15 protein-coding genes are annotated in these 16,125 nt (G+C 72.8%); 12 read left to right on the plus strand and 3 right to left on the minus strand.

Annotated elements, in window-relative coordinates:
* Nucleotides 1–55: 55 nt before the first annotated feature.
* Entirely contained in the window at nt 56–436 is a 381-nt protein-coding gene (locus OG871_RS31015; RefSeq protein ID WP_371501306.1) for a DUF1844 domain-containing protein, read from the minus strand.
* Between the two features lie 449 nt (nt 437–885).
* On the opposite strand from OG871_RS31015, the gene infC reads away from it, so the two are divergent.
* From infC to OG871_RS31075, 12 genes are all read left to right on the plus strand, one after another.
* Nucleotides 886–1,653 carry a translation initiation factor IF-3 gene (gene infC / locus OG871_RS31020; protein ID WP_371503479.1) on the plus strand — a complete coding sequence of 256 codons (768 nt, stop codon included), beginning with the start codon at nt 886–888 and terminating at the stop codon, nt 1,651–1,653.
* A gap of 172 nt (nt 1,654–1,825) precedes the next feature.
* The gene (rpmI, locus tag OG871_RS31025; protein ID WP_371501307.1) at nt 1,826–2,020 is read left to right on the plus strand and encodes a 50S ribosomal protein L35; all 195 of its coding nucleotides are present in this window, start codon (nt 1,826–1,828) and stop codon (nt 2,018–2,020) included.
* A gap of 103 nt (nt 2,021–2,123) precedes the next feature.
* Nucleotides 2,124–2,513 (plus strand): 50S ribosomal protein L20, encoded by a 390-nt coding sequence (gene rplT, locus OG871_RS31030; protein ID WP_371501308.1) that lies wholly within the window; start codon nt 2,124–2,126, stop codon nt 2,511–2,513.
* Between the two features lie 114 nt (nt 2,514–2,627).
* Nucleotides 2,628–3,494, plus strand: coding sequence for a TrmH family RNA methyltransferase (locus tag OG871_RS31035; protein WP_371501309.1), 867 nt, complete (start codon nt 2,628–2,630; stop codon nt 3,492–3,494).
* A gap of 56 nt (nt 3,495–3,550) precedes the next feature.
* Nucleotides 3,551–4,654: an ATP-binding protein gene (locus OG871_RS31040; protein ID WP_371501310.1), complete on the plus strand. Its 1,104-nt coding sequence runs from the start codon at nt 3,551–3,553 to the stop codon at nt 4,652–4,654.
* Nucleotides 4,655–4,922: 268 nt separating this feature from the next.
* A complete protein-coding gene (gene pheS / locus OG871_RS31045) occupies nt 4,923–6,044 on the plus strand; it encodes a phenylalanine--tRNA ligase subunit alpha (RefSeq protein ID WP_371501311.1) in 1,122 nt (373 codons plus the stop codon).
* Nucleotides 6,044–8,557 (plus strand): phenylalanine--tRNA ligase subunit beta, encoded by a 2,514-nt coding sequence (pheT, locus tag OG871_RS31050; RefSeq protein WP_371501312.1) that lies wholly within the window; start codon nt 6,044–6,046, stop codon nt 8,555–8,557. The genes pheS and pheT overlap by 1 nt, the downstream gene beginning before the upstream one ends.
* Before the next feature lie 321 nt (nt 8,558–8,878).
* The gene (locus OG871_RS31055) at nt 8,879–9,712 is read left to right on the plus strand and encodes a chitosanase (protein WP_371501313.1); all 834 of its coding nucleotides are present in this window, start codon (nt 8,879–8,881) and stop codon (nt 9,710–9,712) included.
* Nucleotides 9,713–9,826: 114 nt separating this feature from the next.
* A complete protein-coding gene (locus OG871_RS31060) occupies nt 9,827–11,485 on the plus strand; it encodes a LuxR C-terminal-related transcriptional regulator (protein ID WP_371501314.1) in 1,659 nt (552 codons plus the stop codon).
* Between the two features lie 122 nt (nt 11,486–11,607).
* Entirely contained in the window at nt 11,608–11,808 is a 201-nt protein-coding gene (locus OG871_RS31065) for a hypothetical protein (RefSeq protein WP_371501315.1), read from the plus strand.
* Nucleotides 11,805–12,917, plus strand: coding sequence for a flavin-containing monooxygenase (locus tag OG871_RS31070; RefSeq protein ID WP_371501316.1), 1,113 nt, complete (start codon nt 11,805–11,807; stop codon nt 12,915–12,917). Before OG871_RS31065 ends, OG871_RS31070 begins: the two co-directional genes overlap by 4 nt.
* Before the next feature lie 40 nt (nt 12,918–12,957).
* Nucleotides 12,958–13,689: a hypothetical protein gene (locus tag OG871_RS31075; RefSeq protein ID WP_371501317.1), complete on the plus strand. Its 732-nt coding sequence runs from the start codon at nt 12,958–12,960 to the stop codon at nt 13,687–13,689.
* A gap of 413 nt (nt 13,690–14,102) precedes the next feature.
* On the opposite strand, the gene OG871_RS31080 is transcribed toward OG871_RS31075, so the two are convergent.
* Together OG871_RS31080 and OG871_RS31085 are read right to left on the minus strand one after the other, a co-directional pair.
* Complete coding sequence (locus OG871_RS31080) at nt 14,103–14,903, minus strand: SDR family oxidoreductase (RefSeq protein WP_371501318.1); 801 nt, start codon at nt 14,901–14,903, stop codon at nt 14,103–14,105.
* Between the two features lie 136 nt (nt 14,904–15,039).
* On the minus strand, nt 15,040–15,909 hold the full coding sequence (locus OG871_RS31085; RefSeq protein WP_371501319.1) for a 3-hydroxybutyryl-CoA dehydrogenase: 870 nt from the start codon (nt 15,907–15,909) through the stop codon (nt 15,040–15,042).
* Nucleotides 15,910–16,125 lie beyond the last annotated feature (216 nt).

Below are 16,125 nucleotides of genomic sequence, written 5' to 3' on the forward strand. Positions count from 1 at the left end.
GCCGGACATGCCGATGCCCCCGGAACGGATCCGGGGGCATCGGCGCGTGCGGGGCTCAGGAGTAGACCGGCCCGGTGAACTTCTCGCCGGGGCCGGAGCCCGGGGCGTCCGGCACCAGCGAGGCCTCGCGGAAGGCCAGCTGGAGCGAGCGCAGGCCGTCCCGCAGCGGGGCGGCGTGGAAGTTGCTGATCTCGGGGGCACCGGCGGTGACCAGGCCGGCCAGCGCGGTGATCAGCTTGCGGGCCTCGTCCAGGTCCTTGTCCTTGTCGCCGCCCTCGGCGAGCCCGCACTTCACGGCGGCGGCGCTCATCAGGTGGACCGCCACGGTGGTGATCACCTCGACGGCCGGCACCTCCGCGATGTCGCGGGTCAGGTCGTCGAAGCCGATGGCCCCGTCGCCGGGGTGCTCTTCGTGGTGCTCGGGCTGGCTGGTCAAGATGGCTCACTCCGTCGTGCCGGGTTGGGTACACAGCGAGCGTACCCAGGGGGTGGGCGCCGGGTGCGCCGCAGGTCGGCGGGCCCGGCCCGGGAGGGGCGGAATACCGGTGCGGGGGGAAAGGCTGTATGCTTCGAGACTGACCGGCCAGGTTCCCGCATGGGTTCGTGGCCAGCAAGTGGAGGCTCCACCCAGGAGGCCCGAGAGGGCCGCCGCGACAGTCTCCCACCCGCTTCGTCCTCGCGGTCGACGGGTACGGTCCGCGACAGGCGCCCGCCAGGGTTGCCGGTCGCCAGTGGCGCCCTCACCCGGCGCCCAGGATTGTGTGGAGCCCCGCCTGTCACCGTGCGGGGCTTTTTTCGTGCTTGCGGTGCTGTTCGCAGCGCAGCATGAATGAAGCCCCGCCCAGTGGTCGAAGCCACTACGTGCGACCGCCGTCCGACGGCCGCATCGAAAAAAGGTGCAACCGAGGAGGCCCCATCAGCACCGAGCCCCGCATCAACGACCGGATCCGCGTCCCCGAGGTGCGACTCGTCGGTCCCAGCGGCGAGCAGGTCGGCATCGTCCCGCTCGCCAAGGCGCTGGAGCTTGCCCAGGAGTACGACCTGGACCTGGTCGAGGTAGCCGCCACCGCGCGGCCGCCGGTCTGCAAGCTCATGGACTACGGCAAGTTCAAGTACGAGTCGGCCATGAAGGCCCGTGAGGCGCGCAAGAACCAGGCGCACACGGTCATCAAGGAGATGAAGCTCCGGCCGAAGATCGACCCGCACGACTACGACACCAAGAAGGGTCACGTCGTCCGGTTCCTCAAGCAGGGCGACAAGGTCAAGATCACGATCATGTTCCGCGGTCGTGAGCAGTCCCGCCCCGAGCTGGGCTTCCGACTGCTGCAGCGGCTCGCGGACGACGTCCAGGACCTGGGCTTCGTGGAGTCCTCGGCCAAGCAGGACGGCCGAAACATGATCATGGTTCTTGGCCCGCACAAGAAGAAGACCGAGGCCATGGCCGAGGCCCGTGCCATTGCGGACGCCCGCAAGGCCGAGCGCCAGGGCCGGACCCCCGGTTCGGTCGCCGACGACACCGAGGACGACATCGAGGCCGACGAGGCCCTCGACCAGGCCGAGGACGTCGAGGGTGACGAGACCGAGGGCGACGAGGCCGTCGAGGCCCCGGCCGCCGAGGTCGAGCAGCCGGCCGAGACCGCCCAGGACGCCTGAGCCCCAGCGGCTCACGGAACGTCCGAGCGACCGGCCACCAGGTACCGGGGCAGCCGCCCCGGTCACCGAGAACCGCCCTCCTGACCCGACCCCGGGTGGGGAGGGGCCTGTGCCCCGGGCCCGCACAGCAGTGTGCGGGGCCAAGGGGCGGACGATGAGGAGAGACGGCGACATGCCGAAGCAAAAGACGCACAGCGGCGCCAGCAAGCGCTTCAAGATCACCGGCTCCGGGAAGGTGCTGCGCGAGCGTGCGGGCCGTCGCCACCTGCTGGAGCACAAGCCCTCGACGCTGACCCGCAAGCTGGCCGGCACCGTCGTGTTGGCCCCGGCCGACGCCAAGAAGATCAAGAAGCTTCTGGGCAAGTGATCGCCCGCCCGCGGCCTCGCCGTGGGACCGGCTGATCCTTCCCGACCCAATCGAATGACGGACCGCGTGAAGCAGTCCGCGGTCCAACCCAAGGAGTAATCAAGTGGCACGCGTCAAGCGGGCAGTGAACGCCCACAAGAAGCGCCGGGTCATCCTCGAGCGGGCCAGCGGTTACCGCGGCCAGCGGTCGCGCCTGTACCGCAAGGCCAAGGAGCAGGTCACCCACTCGCTCGTCTACAACTTCAACGACCGCAAGAAGCGCAAGGGCGACTTCCGCCAGCTCTGGATCCAGCGCATCAACGCTGCGGCCCGTGCCAACGGCATCACCTACAACCGCTTCGTGCAGGGCCTGAAGGCCGCCGGCGTCGAGATCGACCGCAAGATGCTGGCCGAGCTGGCCGTGCACGACGCGGGTGCGTTCGCCGTGCTCGTCGAGGTTGCCCGCAAGGCGCTGCCGGCCGACGTGAACGCGCCGAAGGTCGCCGCTGCCTGATCCCGCGCGGATCACAGCTGAGCTGTCCGGACCCGCAGGCCACACGGCCTGCGGGTCCGATTCGTTGGCGCACCCCCGGCGGCGCACCCCCGGCCCTACCCAGAGAACGAGAGCATGCAGAGCACCGACACCCCCCTGCTCACCTCCCTGCGCTCCCCGCGGGTGATCGCCGCCCGCCGGCTCGCCAAGCGGAACCAGCGCAGCAAGGAGCGCCGCTTCCTGGCCGAGGGGCCGCAGGCCGTCCGGGAGGCCGTGGCGTTCGGGCAGCTGCCGGGCTCGGCCGAGCACGCCGTGGTGGAGATCTACCTCACCTTCGAGGCGGCCGAGCGGCATTCCGAGCTCGTCGAGGCCGCGCTGGCCGCCGGACTGCCGGTGCTCACCGCCACCGACGAGGTGATCGCGGAGATCTGCGACACCGTCACCCCGCAGGGCATCGTCGCGCTCTGCCGTTTCATCGACACGCCCTTCGACGAGGTGCTGGCCGCCCGCCCGCAGCTGGTCGCCGTGCTCGCGCACGTCCGCGACCCCGGGAACGCCGGCACCGTGCTGCGGACCGCCGACGCGGCCGGCGCGGACGCCGTCGTCCTCACCGACGCCTCGGTGGACCTCTACAACCCGAAGGCCGTCCGGGCCTCCGTCGGCAGCCTGTTCCACCTGCCGTTCGCCACCGGCGTGCCGATCGAGGAGGCCGTCGCCCGGCTGCGCGAGGCCGGCGTGCGGGTGCTCGCCGCCGACGGCGCGGGGGAGCGCGACCTGGACCAGGAGCTGGACGAGGGCACCCTGGGCGCGCCCGGGGCCTGGGTCTTCGGCAACGAGGCCTGGGGCCTGCCGGAGGAGACCCGCGCACTGGCCGACGAGGTGGTGCGCGTGCCCATCCACGGACACGCCGAGAGCCTCAACCTCGCCACGGCCGCCGCCGTGTGCCTCTACGCCTCCGCCCGCGCACAGCGCTCGCCCGGAGGCTGTCGCGCACGGGGGTAGGGGCGCTAGGGTCAGCCTCGGGGCGGCAACACGCTGGGTAAGCGGGAGGGACACCCATGGTGGGCAGTGCGGCACAGCTCGACCCGGACGAACTGCCGGACGGGCTCGTGGTCGCCGACGCCCGGGGCCTGGTGACCGTCTTCAACAGCGCCGCCGCCCGGATCACCGGCATCAGCCCGGCCGCGGCGCTCGGCGCCCGGCTGGAGCAGGCCCTGCCGCTGGAGGACCTCGACGGCCGCCGCTGGTGGCAGCTCACCGATCCCTACGGCGGCCTGGCCGTCCGCACGGGCCAGCCGGAGCGCAACCTGCTGCTGCCCGGCGGCCGTGAGGTGCTGGCCTCGGCCCGGTACGTGCGCGCGCACCCGCGCGGCCGCGTCGAGCGGGTGGTCGTCTCGCTGCGCGGCACCGAGGCCCGCCGGCGCACCGAGCGCAGCCACGCCGAGCTGATCGCGACCGTGGCGCACGAGCTGCGCTCCCCGCTGACCAGTGTGAAGGGCTTCACGGCGACCCTGCTGGCCAAGTGGGAGCGGTTCAACGACGGGCAGAAGCGGGTGATGCTGGAGACCGTCGACGCGGACGCGGACCGGGTCACCCGGCTGATCGCCGAACTGCTCGACATCTCCCGGATCGACGCCGGCCGGCTGGAGGTCCGCAAACAGGTGGTCGACCTGCCGTCGGCGGTCCGTCGGCACGTCGAGGGCAAGGTCGCGGCCGGCATCCCGGCGGACCGCTTCCACATCCGGATCGGTGAGCTCTCCGGGCCGCTGTGGGCCGACCCGGACAAGGTCGACCAGGTACTGGCCAACCTGCTGGAAAATGCGGTGCGGCACGGCGAGGGGACTGTCACCATCGAGGTGGCGTCCGCCAAGGAAGTGGTGGAAGCAGCCGGCTGGGAGCCTCCGGGCACCCCGCCCCGGGTCCTGGAAGGAACAGCGGTCACCGTGAGCGACGAAGGCAGCGGCATCCCCGAGGAGTCGATGCCGCGCGTCTTCACCCGCTTCTGGCGCGGCTCCAAGCGCGGCGGCACGGGCCTGGGCCTCTACATCGTCAAGGGCATCGTCGAGGCCCACGGCGGCACCATCAGGATCAGCCGCGCGCCCGGCGGCGGCGCCCAGTTCCGATTTATCCTGCCCGCCGGAGTGCCGGACTTCATGCTCTGAGCGGCCCTGAGGGCCGCCGGGAGCCGCTGGAGCCGCCGGCCCGGCGGGCTTCGCCGTGCGAGGGCCGTCCCGGCCTGAGATCAGCCCTGCGCGCGCTACGACTACACTCGACCTTTGGCGTTGTGGTACGCCCTGCGCGGCCGAGCCGCGGACACCCCTCCTCCGGTTACGGGGATCGGCTGCCCGCGACCAGGCCACGCCGGGCGTGACGCAAGGGCGAGCTGTTCGATCAGGACCCTTCACCAGCAGGAGCACGGGAAAGATAGAGATGTCGGCACCCAATAAGTCGTACGACCCGGTAGAGGTCGAGGCACTCAAGCCCGAGGTGGTGGAGCAGGCCCGGGACGAGGCGGTCGCGGCCTTCGCCGCGGCCGGCAGCCTCGACGAGCTCAAGGCCGCCAAGGTCGCCCACACCGGCGACCGCTCCCCGCTGTCGCTGGCCAACCGTGAGATCGGCGCACTGCCGCCGCACGCCAAGGCGGCGGCCGGCAAGCTGATCGGTCAGGCCCGCGGCGCCGTCAACCAGGCGCTGGCCCGGCGCCAGGTCGAGCTGGAGGCGGAGCGGGACGCCCGGGTGCTGGTCGAGGAGGCGGTGGACGTCACGCTGCCGTACGACCGCGCCCCGCGCGGCGCCCGGCACCCGCTGACCACGCTGGCCGAGCGGATCGAGGACACCTTCGTGGCCATGGGCTACGAGGTCGCCGAGGGCCCCGAGGTGGAGGCCGAGTGGCTCAACTTCGACGCCCTCAACCTGCACCAGGACCACCCGGCCCGCTCGATGCAGGACACCTTCTTCGTCCAGGCCCCGGACGGCACGCCGGACTCCGGCGTGGTGCTGCGCACCCAGACCTCCCCGGTCCAGGCCCGCACCATGCTCGACCGCGAGCCCCCCATCTACGTGGTCTGCCCCGGCCGGGTCTACCGGACCGACGAGCTGGACGCCACCCACACCCCGGTCTTCCGGCAGGTCGAGGGCCTGGCGGTGGACGAGGGCATCACCTTCGCCGACCTCAAGGGCACCATCGAGCAGCTGGTGTCCAAGCTCATCGGCGACGGCCTGGAGCTGCGCTGGCGGCCCTCGTACTTCCCGTTCACCGAGCCGAGCGCCGAGATCGACCTGCAGTGCTTCGTCTGCCGGGGCGAGAGCGTCGGCAACCCGGACCGCCCGTGCCGGACCTGCTCCTCCGAGGGCTGGATCGAGCTCGGCGGCTGCGGCGTCGTCAACCCGCGGGTGCTGGTCGCCTGCGGCGTCGACCCGAGCCGCTACAGCGGGTTCGCCTTCGGCCTGGGCCTGGAGCGAATCCTGATGAACCGCCACAACGTCGCCGACATGCGCGACATGGTCGAGGGTGACGTCCGCTTCACCCTCCCGTTCGGGATGGAGATCTGATGCGCGTCCCGCTCTCCTGGCTGCGCGAGTACGTCGACCTTCCGGCGGGTGAGACCGGCCGCGACGTGGCGGCCCGCCTGGTCCGGGCCGGCCTCGAGGTCGAGACCGTCGAGCAGCTCGGCGCCGACCTCAAGGGCCCGCTGGTGGTCGGCCAGGTCCTCTCCATCGAGACGCTGACCGGGTTCAAGAAGCCGATCCGGCACTGCTTCGTCAACGTCGGCGACGCCAACGGCACCGGCGAGCCGCAGGAGATCGTCTGCGGCGCGACCAACTTCGCCGTCGGCGACAAGGTCGTCGTGGTCCTGCCGGGCGCCGTGCTGCCCGGCCCGTTCCCGATCTCCGCGCGGCAGACCTACGGCCACACCTCGGCCGGCATGATCTGCTCCGCCCGCGAGCTGGGCATGGGCGACGACCACGACGGCATCATCGTGCTGCCGCCCGAGTACGAGCCCGGCACCGACGCGATCGAGCTGCTCCAGCTGGTCGACGAGGTGCTGGACATCGCGGTCACCCCGGACCGCGGCTACTGCCTGTCCATGCGCGGTGTGGCCCGCGAGGCCGCCGCCGCGTACGGGCTGCCGCTGGCCGACCCGGCGCTGCTGGACGTCCCCCCGGCCAACTCCTACGGCCACCTGGTCAAGGTCGCCGACCCGGCCGGCTGCGACCGCTTCGTGGCCCGCACCGTCACCGGTGTGGACCCGGCCGCGAAGTCCCCGATCTGGCTGCAGCGCCGGCTGCAGAAGTCGGGCATCCGCCCGATCTCGCTGACCGTCGACATCACGAACTACGTGATGCTGGAGGTCGGCCAGCCGCTGCACGCCTACGACCGCGACCGGGTGGACGGCCCGATCCAGGTCCGCCGCGCGGCCGAGGGGGAGACCCTCACCACGCTGGACGGGGTCACCCGCAAGCTGTCCACCGAGGACCTGCTGATCTGCGACAACAGCGGCCCGATCGGCCTGGCCGGCGTCATGGGCGGCTCCACCACCGAGATCCTCGACCCGGTCCTGGACCCGGAGACCGGTCTGGTCAGCGGCTCCACCGAGGTGATCATCGAGGCCGCGCACTTCGAGCCGATCAGCATCGCCCGTTCCGCGAAGCGGCACAAGCTGCCCTCCGAGGCGTCCAAGCGCTTCGAGCGCGGTGTCGACCCGGAGGCCGCCCGCGCCGCCGCCCAGCGCGCCGTCGACCTGCTGGTCCTGATCGCCGGCGGCACCGCCGAGGCCGGGGTCACCGACATCGCGGCCCCGCACCCGCTGCGCACCATCGCCATCGACGCGGACCTCCCGGACCGGGTCGCCGGCACCGGGTACGGCCGCGAGACCGTCACCCGGCGCCTGCAGGAGATCGGCTGCTCCGTCGTGGGCACCGACATCCTGGAGGTCACCCCGCCGACCTGGCGGCCCGACCTCACCGACCCGTACGACCTCGCGGAGGAGGTCATCCGGCTGGAGGGCTACGACAACGTCCCCGCCCGGATGCCCACCGTCCCGCCGGGCCGCGGGCTGACCGAGGCCCAGCGCTTCCACCGCCGGGCCGGTGTGGCGCTGGCCGGGGCTGGCTACGTCGAGGTGAACAACTACCCGTTCATCGGCGAGGCCGTGCTGGACGCCCTCGGCTTCGAGCAGGACGACGAGCGCCGCCGGACGGTGACGCTGGTCAACCCGCTCAACGACGAGGAGCCGGGCCTGCGCACCACGCTGCTGCCCGGGCTGCTCGGCGCCCTGCGCCGCAACATCGGCCGCGGCAACACCGACCTGGCGGTCTTCGAGACCGGCACGGTGTTCCTGCCGAAGGCGGAGCTCAAGGTGGCCCCGCGGCTGCCGGTGGACCGCCGTCCGACCGAGGCCGAGCTGGCCGAGCTGGACGCCGCGCTGCCGGACCAGCCGCGCCGGATCGCCGTCGCCCTCGCGGGCGAGCGGCTGCCGTCCGGCTGGTGGGGCAAGGGCGCGGGCGCGAGCTGGGCGGACGCCGTCGAGGCGGCCCGTACGGTGGCCCGCGCGGCCAACGTCGAGCTGACCGTCCGGCAGGCCCAGCGGGCCCCGTGGCACCCGGGCCGGTGCGCCGAGCTGCTGGTCGGCGAGCGCGTGGTCGGCCACGCCGGTGAGCTGCACCCGCGGGTGATCAAGGCGCTGCACCTGCCCGAGCGCACCGCGGCGATGGAGATCGACGTGGACCTGCTCTTCGCCGACGGCGGGCAGCGGGTCGGCGGACCGGCGGTGTCCTCCTACCCGGTGGCCACCCAGGACGTCGCGCTGATCGTCGACGCCGCCGTCCCGGCCGCCGAGGTCGAGTCCGCGCTGCGCGACGGTGCGGGCGAACTCCTGGAGGCCATCCGGCTGTTCGACGTCTTCACCGGCGAGCAGGCGGGCGAGGGCAAGAAGTCGCTGGCGTACTCGCTGCGGTTCCGCGCCACCGACCGCACGCTGACCGCGGACGAGGCCTCGGCCGCCCGCGCGAACGCCGTCGCGGCGGCGGGGACGCGCACCGGCGCGGTGCTGCGCGGCGCCTGACGGCGCCCGACGGCCTGGCAGGGCCCCGTCCCCGGACTCGTTCCGGGGGCGGGGCCCTGCGGCGTTTCGGGCGAACCGCAGCAGGGCCCGAGCGGCGGCAGGGCCCGGCGGCGGCATGGAACGGGCCATCGGTGCAGGTGGTCGGTGGTGCGGGGGCCCATGGCGGCACGGTGGCGGCGCGGGGGCCGGGATGTCGATCAACTCCTTTCTGCGGTATGGGTCTTGCGGGTGGGGTGTCAGGAGCGCTTCAATCAGTTAGGAAAGTTTCCTAACTCGAACTGCGGGTTCCTCCATGCCCGCAGCCGGCAGACGGAGCGTCACATGGCATCTCAACACCGCACCGCCCGTACCGCGTTGGCGATCGTCCTCGCCGCCGTCCCGCTCGCGGTCGCCACCGCCGGTGTCGGACACGCCGCCGAGACCTCGGTGGTCTCGGTGGCGGGCGTGGGTCTGGACGACGCCCACAAGAAGGACATCGCGATGCAGCTGGTGTCCAGCGCGGAGAACTCCTCACTGGACTGGAAGGCCCAGTACAAGTACATCGAGGACATCGGCGACGGGCGCGGCTACACGGCCGGCATCATCGGCTTCTGCTCCGGCACCGGCGACATGCTCGACCTGGTCGAGCACTACACCGACCTCAAGCCCGGCAACATCCTCGCCAAGTACCTGCCCGCGCTGCGCAAGGTCAACGGCTCCGAGTCGCACTCCGGCCTCGGCTCCGCCTTCGAGAAGGACTGGGCGACCGCCGCCAAGGACACCGTGTTCCAGAAGGCCCAGAACGACGAGCGCGACCGCGTCTACTTCAACCCCGCCGTCCAGCAGGCCAAGGCGGACGGGCTGCGCGCGCTCGGCCAGTTCGTCTACTACGACGCCATCGTCATGCACGGCCCCGGCACCGACTCCGACAGCTTCGGCGGCATCCGCAAGGCCGCGCTCAAGAAGGCCAAGTCCCCGGCCCAGGGCGGCGACGAGAGCGCCTACCTCAAGGCCTTCATGGACGCCCGCAAGGTGGTCATGAAGAAGGAGGAGGCGCACGCCGACACCAGCAGGGTCGACACCGAGCAGCTGGTCTTCCTCAACGCCAGGAACTTCGACCTCAACCCGCCGCTCAAGTGGAAGGTCTACGGCGACCCCTACAGCATCAACAGCTGAACCCCGCCACCGCGCCGCCCGGCCCCGCACGACGCGGGGCCGGGCGACGCGGTGTAATGGTGCCGACAGGGCGTTTCACCGGCCCTGCCGGCGCTCCGCAGGCCGGAGGCACCCATGGACGTGGCCACCGCACTCACCGCCGCCAGGCGGTCGCACCGCCTGCACGCCTGGGGTGACGCCTGTGAGCGGTTCGCCGCCGCCGACCGGCTCGCCCCGCTGGAGCTCGCCGACCTCGACGCGTACGCCGAGGCCGCGCACATCCTGGGCCGGGGCGCGGAGGCGACCGAGCTGCTGCGCCGCGCCTACCTCGCCCGGGCGGCCGCCGGCGACGTCGGCGACGCCCTGCGGTCCGCGTTCTGGCTGTACGAGGTACTGACCATGCGGGGCGAGTACGCCCACGCCGGCGGCTGGCTGGCCCGGGCCGCCCGGCTCGCCGAGGAGCGGCCCGGGTGCGTGGAGGAGGGTTACCTGCTGCTCCCCGAGGCCGACCGGCAGCTCGACCGCGGCGACTGCGCGGCCGCCTACGCGACCGCGGCCAGGGCGCTGGAGCCGGCGATCCGGTCCGGTGACCGCGACCTGGCCACCGCCGCGGCCCAGATCCAGGGCCGGGCCCGGATCAGGCAGGAGCGGATCGAGGAGGGCCTCGCCCTGCTGGACGAGGCGATGGTCGCCGTCACGGCCGGCGAGACCTCACCCCGGATGACCGGCTGGGTCTACTGCATGGTGATCGCGGCCTGCCGGGACCTGCAGGAACTGCGGCGGGCCAAGGAGTGGATCTCGGCGCTGGACAGCTGGGCCGACGCCCGGCCGCAGTTCACCGGCGGCTACTCGGGCATCTGCCTGGTGCACCGCTCGGAACTGCTGCAGCTGGTCGGCGACTGGCCGAATGCGGCCCTCCAGGCCCGTACCGCCTGCGAACGGCTGACCCAGGGCTTCGGAGAGTTCCTGGCCGGCGCGGCCTACTACCAGCTCGGCGAGATACACCGGCTGCGCGGCGAGTGGGACGCCGCCGACGAGACCTACACCCGGGCCGGGCGGTACGGCTGCGACGCCCAGCCGGGACTCGCCCTGCTCCGCCTCGCCCAGCACCGGCCCGAGCCCGCCGTCGGCGGTATCCGCCGGGCCCTCGCCGAGGCGGTCGAGCGGTCGGCCCGCGCCCGGCTGCTTCCCGCGGCCGTCGAGATCGCGCTGGCCACCGGCGACACCGACACCGCGCGGGAGGACGCCGCCGAGCTGGCCGCCATCGCGGCGGCACTCGACCGGACGGCCCTGCACGCGCACGCCGCCCACGCCCGGGCCGCCACCGCTCTGGCCGAGGGCGACGCGCCGGCCGCACTCGGCGCCGCCCGACGGGCCTGGCGGCTGTGGCGGGAGCTGGACGTCCCCTACCAGGCGGCCCGCGCCCAGGTGCTGGTGGCCCGGGCCTGCCGGTCGGTGGGCGACGAGGACTCCGCCACCGTCGAGCTCGACTCCGCCGCCGAGGCCTTCCACCGGCTCGGCGCGGTGCCCGACCGTGCCCTCGTCGCGCGGCTCACCGCCGGCCCGGCCGAGTCCGCCCCGCTCACCGCGCGCGAGGTCGAGGTGGTGCGGCTGGTCGCCGAGGGCCGGACCAACCAGGCGATCGCCCGGGAGCTGCACCTCAGCGAGAAGACCGTCGCGCGGCACCTCAGCAACATCCTCGCCAAGCTCGACGTGGGCTCGCGCACCGCGGCGGCGGCGTACGCCTTCGGCCACGGGCTGGCCCAGCCCCCGCACGGCCACCCCGCGGCATAGCCCTCCCGGCTGCACACAACTGCCCATCCGCGCCGGGCCGGTCTGGGTGGTTCTGCCGATGCGGCGGCCCCGGGCCGCTGCGTAACGTCGGAGTCGGGACAGATCGAGCCTGGGAGCCGGTGATGGAGACCGACCGTCCGTCGGCGCCCGCCCCGCGGAGCGCCGACGGGTACCGCGAGGCGGAGGCCGCCCTGCGGACCGCCGCCCGGTGCGCGGACCGCGGCCGCCTCGGCGAGGCCGAACGGCTGCTGCGGCGGGTGCTCGCACTCGTCGGACCGGTTGCGCCAGACCGCCCAGGAGCCGCAGGACAGGAGGAGTCATGAGCACGGAACCGTACGACACGGTGATCATCGGTGGCGGCCAGGCGGGACTGAGCGTCGGCTACCACCTGGCCCGGCGGGGACGGAAGTTCGTGATCCTGGACGCCAACCCGCGGATCGGTGACAACTGGCGCTCGCACTGGGACTCGCTGCGTCTGTACAGCCCCGCCCGCTACGACGGCCTGCCCGGCCTGCCCTTCCCGGCACCGGCCTGGTCCTTCCCGACCAAGGACGAGGTGAGCGACTACCTCGCCGCGTACGCCGAACGCTTCCGGCTGCCGGTCCGCACCGGCACCCGGGTCTCCCGCCTCTCCGCGGACGGCGCCGGGTACCTGGTCACCACCGACGACGGCGATCTGCGGGCCGCCAACGTGGTGGTCGCCACCGGCACCTTCGGCCGCACCCCGCACACCCCCGGGTTCGCCGCCGAGCTCCGCCCGGAGATCCGCCAGCTGCACTCCTGCCGGTACAAGAACGAGGCCCAGCTGCGCGACGGACCGGTGCTGGTGGTCGGCGCGTCGCACTCCGGTGCGGACATCGCGTACGAGGTGGCCGCCCGGCACCCCACGGTGCTCTGCGGGCGGGACACCGGGCACCTGCCGTTCCGGCTCGAAGCCCGGTACATGCGCTTGGTCTTCCCGGTGCTCTGGCAGGTCGCGAGCAGGCTGCTCACCACCGGCAACCCGCTCGGCCGCGCGGCGCGGCCGGAGATCCGCACCCACGGGGCCCCGCTGCTGCGGTTCAAGGCCGCCGATCTCGCCGCCGCGGGCGTGGAGCGGGTCGCCGAACGGATGGCCGGGGTCCAGGACGGGCTGCCGGTGCTGGACGGCGGCCGGGTGCTGGAGGTGGCCAACGTGGTCTGGTGCACCGGGTTCCGGCAGGACTTCGGCTGGATCGACCTGCCGGTGGTCGGCGCGGACGGCTGGCCGCTGGAGCACAACGGTGTGGCCACCGGTTCGCCCGGGCTGTACTTCGCCGGGCTCGCCTTCCAGCGGGCGTTCAGCTCGATGCTGGTCGGCGGCGCGGGGAGGGACGCGGAGATCGTGGCCCGGCACATCGCCGCCTCGGAGGACCGGGCCGGCCATCCGGCGGCCATGGCCGCGAGCGGATAATCGTACTGCGGTTCGTCAGGTCGCTGATAGCCTCTCGGACGTGGCGAAACTCAACCAGATCATCGCGGTCGAAAAGGGCGTCAAGTCCAAGTCCTTCCAGGAGCTGACGCAGGCTCATCACGGTCTGCAGAAGCCGGCTCTGCTGGCGGGCATCTCCCGCACGTACCAGCCCAAGGACGAGGAGGGCGAGCAGCTCCCGCCGGAGTCGACCCGGGTCCAGGTCAAGGCCGAGGACATCCTGCGGGCCACCGCCACCTCGCTCACCCGGCTGTTCGACGTCACCGCCACCAAGGACTGGGCCAACTGCTCGGCCCGGGCCGACGTGGTCGTCGACGGGCGCCCGCTGATCAAGGACGTGCCGGTCACCTACCTGCTCTTCCTGGAGAAGCAGCTCGCGGACCTGTACACCTTCGTCCGCAAGCTGCCGGTGCTGGACGCCTCGGAGGCCTGGAACCTCGACCCGTCCACCGACTCCTGGAAGACCGACGCCGTCCGCACCATCCGGACCAAGAAGGTGCCCCGCAACCACGTCAAGGCCGAGGCGACCGAGAAGCACCCCGCCCAGGTCGAGGTGTACTACGAGGACGTCCCGGTGGGGTACTGGACCACGGTGAAGTTCTCCGGCGCGCTCCCGGCCCGACGGGTGAACGAACTGGTCGAGCGGGTCGAGAAGCTGCAGCAGGCCGTGCAGTTCGCCCGTGAGGAGGCCAACGGCGCCGAGGTCACCGACCGGCGCGCCGGCGACGCCGTCTTCGGCTACCTGTTCGGGTAGTCTCCTGATCGCCCCTCGTGCGAGCGAAGGGGTGCGCTGGCAACAGCGCAAGCTGACACTGATGTTGAAGCTGACACAGGGGTAACGGTGGAGGTTCGAATCCTCCCCCCGGCACCACAGGCCGGGGTGGCCCAAGCGGGAGAGGCAGCCCCTTGAAACTCAGACTCTCGCTCCAGTCTCAGTATTCGTCACCGAGCGCCGGATCGACCGGGCGCGGACCGAAGCGTCGGATGCGGGTTCAAGTCCCGCCTGTGCCTCTCCTCCTGGCACGGTAGTTCAAAGGCAGAACACGGCACTGTGAAAATGATCCGCTGCTCTTAAACGTGCCGGCGCGAACAATTGGGTGGCACCTCAGGGGCCCGGGAGCCGGATACCGCTCCCGGGTCCCGTCACGTTCCCGGACACCGCCGCGCTCACTGCGGCCCGTGCGCGCCCAGCCACGCGGACCAGCTGGTGGTGCCGCGGCGCCCGTGCGGCGCGGTCATCATGTACCCGGCCCGCATCAGGCCGGCAGGCGCGGGAAGGTTCAGCACCCTGCGGGGCCGCCCGCGCGCCCACTGCCACTGGTCGACCAGCTCGCCCAGGGTCAGCACCTCGGGCCCGGCGAAGTCCTCGCACCGCCCCGCCGGGCCACCGGCCACGCACTCGGCGACGTACTCCGCGAAGTCCCCCGAGTCCGCCGGCTGGGTCGGCAGCCGGGTGGGCAGCGGCAGCACCGGCAGCCTGGCCGCCTTGCCCAGCATCCGGTCGACCAGCCAGTGGAACTGCGTGGCCCGCAGGATCGACCACGGCACCCCGGACTCCCGCACCAGCTCCTCGGCCGTGAGCTTCATCCGCAGGTACGGCCCGCGCGGCCGGTCCACACCCACGATCGAGATGTACGCGAGGTGCCCGACCCCTTCCCGGGCGGCCGCCTCCAGCAGCCGTAGGGTGCCGTCCACATCCACCTCCGGCGGGCTGCGCCAGAGGTCCGCCGGCCGCAGGTAGCCGCGCTGCGCGGCGGGGGAGTACGTCGCCGCGTGCACCACGGACGACACCCCCGACACCGCTTCGGCGACCCCGACCCCGGTGGCGAGATCACCCCGGACCCACTCCACGCCTTCGTCGTCCCCCGGCGACCTGGCCAGCACCCGCACCCGGCACTTCGGTTTCAGCCGGGCCACCACGTCCCGGCCCAGATGCCCGGTACCGCCTGTGACCAGCACGATCTCCATCGCCGCCACCTCCAGCCGGTGAGACGGCCCCCCTACGAGACTCCCACCACCCCGAGGGCCGCGTCGACCCGGCGGCCGAAGCGGGCGGCCCGGCGCGGACCGAGGTCCGGGCCGGGCCGCCGCCCCGCGCGCGAGGTCAGGCCGTCGCGGTGTAGTCGTAGAAGCCGCGGCCGGACTTGCGGCCCAGCAGGCCCGCGTCGACCATCCGGGAGAGCAGCGGGGGAGCGGCGTACAGCGGCTCCTTGTACTCCTCGTACATCGACTCGGCGATCGAGACGATGGTGTCGAGGCCGATCAGGTCGCACAGCCGCAGCGGGCCCATCGGGTGGGCGCAGCCGGCCTCCATGCCCTTGTCGATGTCGGCGGCGGTGGCGACGCCGGTCTCGAACATCCGGACCGCGGAGAGCAGGTACGGCACCAGCAGGGCGTTGACCACGAAACCGGCCCGGTCACGGGCGCGGATCGGCTCCTTGCCCAGCACCTGGACGGCGAACTCCTCGATCCGGGCGGTGGTCTCGGCGGAGGTGGTCAGGGTCGGGATGACCTCGACCAGCTTCTGCACCGGCGCCGGGTTGAAGAAGTGCAGGCCGATGACCTGCTCCGGGCGGGAGGTGGCGGCGGCCAGCTTCACGATCGGGATGGAGGAGGTGTTCGAGGCCAGGATCGCGTCCCGGCGCTGGACCACCTGGTCCAGGGTCTGGAAGATCTGGACCTTGATGTCCTCGCGCTCGGCGACGGCCTCGACCACCAGGTCGCGGTCGGCGAAGTCGGCGAGGTCGGTGGTGAAGGAGAGCCGGGCCAGGGCCTCGTCCCGCTGCTCCTCGCTCAGCTTGCCGCGCTTGACCGCGGTCTCCAGGGAGTTGGTCAGCCGGGTACGGCCGAACTCCAGGGCCTCGCCACTGGCCTCGGAGACCAGGACGTCGAGGCCGGAGCGGGCGAAGACCTCGGCGATGCCCGACCCCATCAGGCCGCAGCCGATCACTCCGACGCGCGCGATGTCACTCACTCAGTTGCCCTTCACGGTGGTGCTGGGGGTGACCCAGCCGGCTGCTCTGCGGACGGAGCACCTGGCGTTGTGGCCCGGTGTGCCGCCCGGACGACGGTACTACCCCGCTTAACGCACGTTCACCTCCGGGCGCTCCCGGGCGGCGGACCGGGCTCGCTGCGCCGTCCGGGTGGTGCGCCCCCGGCCCCGGGCGTGCTCCCCCGCACGGTGTCCGGA

This window comes from Kitasatospora sp. NBC_00374, assembly GCF_041434935.1.
Lineage (GTDB): Bacteria > Actinomycetota > Actinomycetes > Streptomycetales > Streptomycetaceae > Kitasatospora.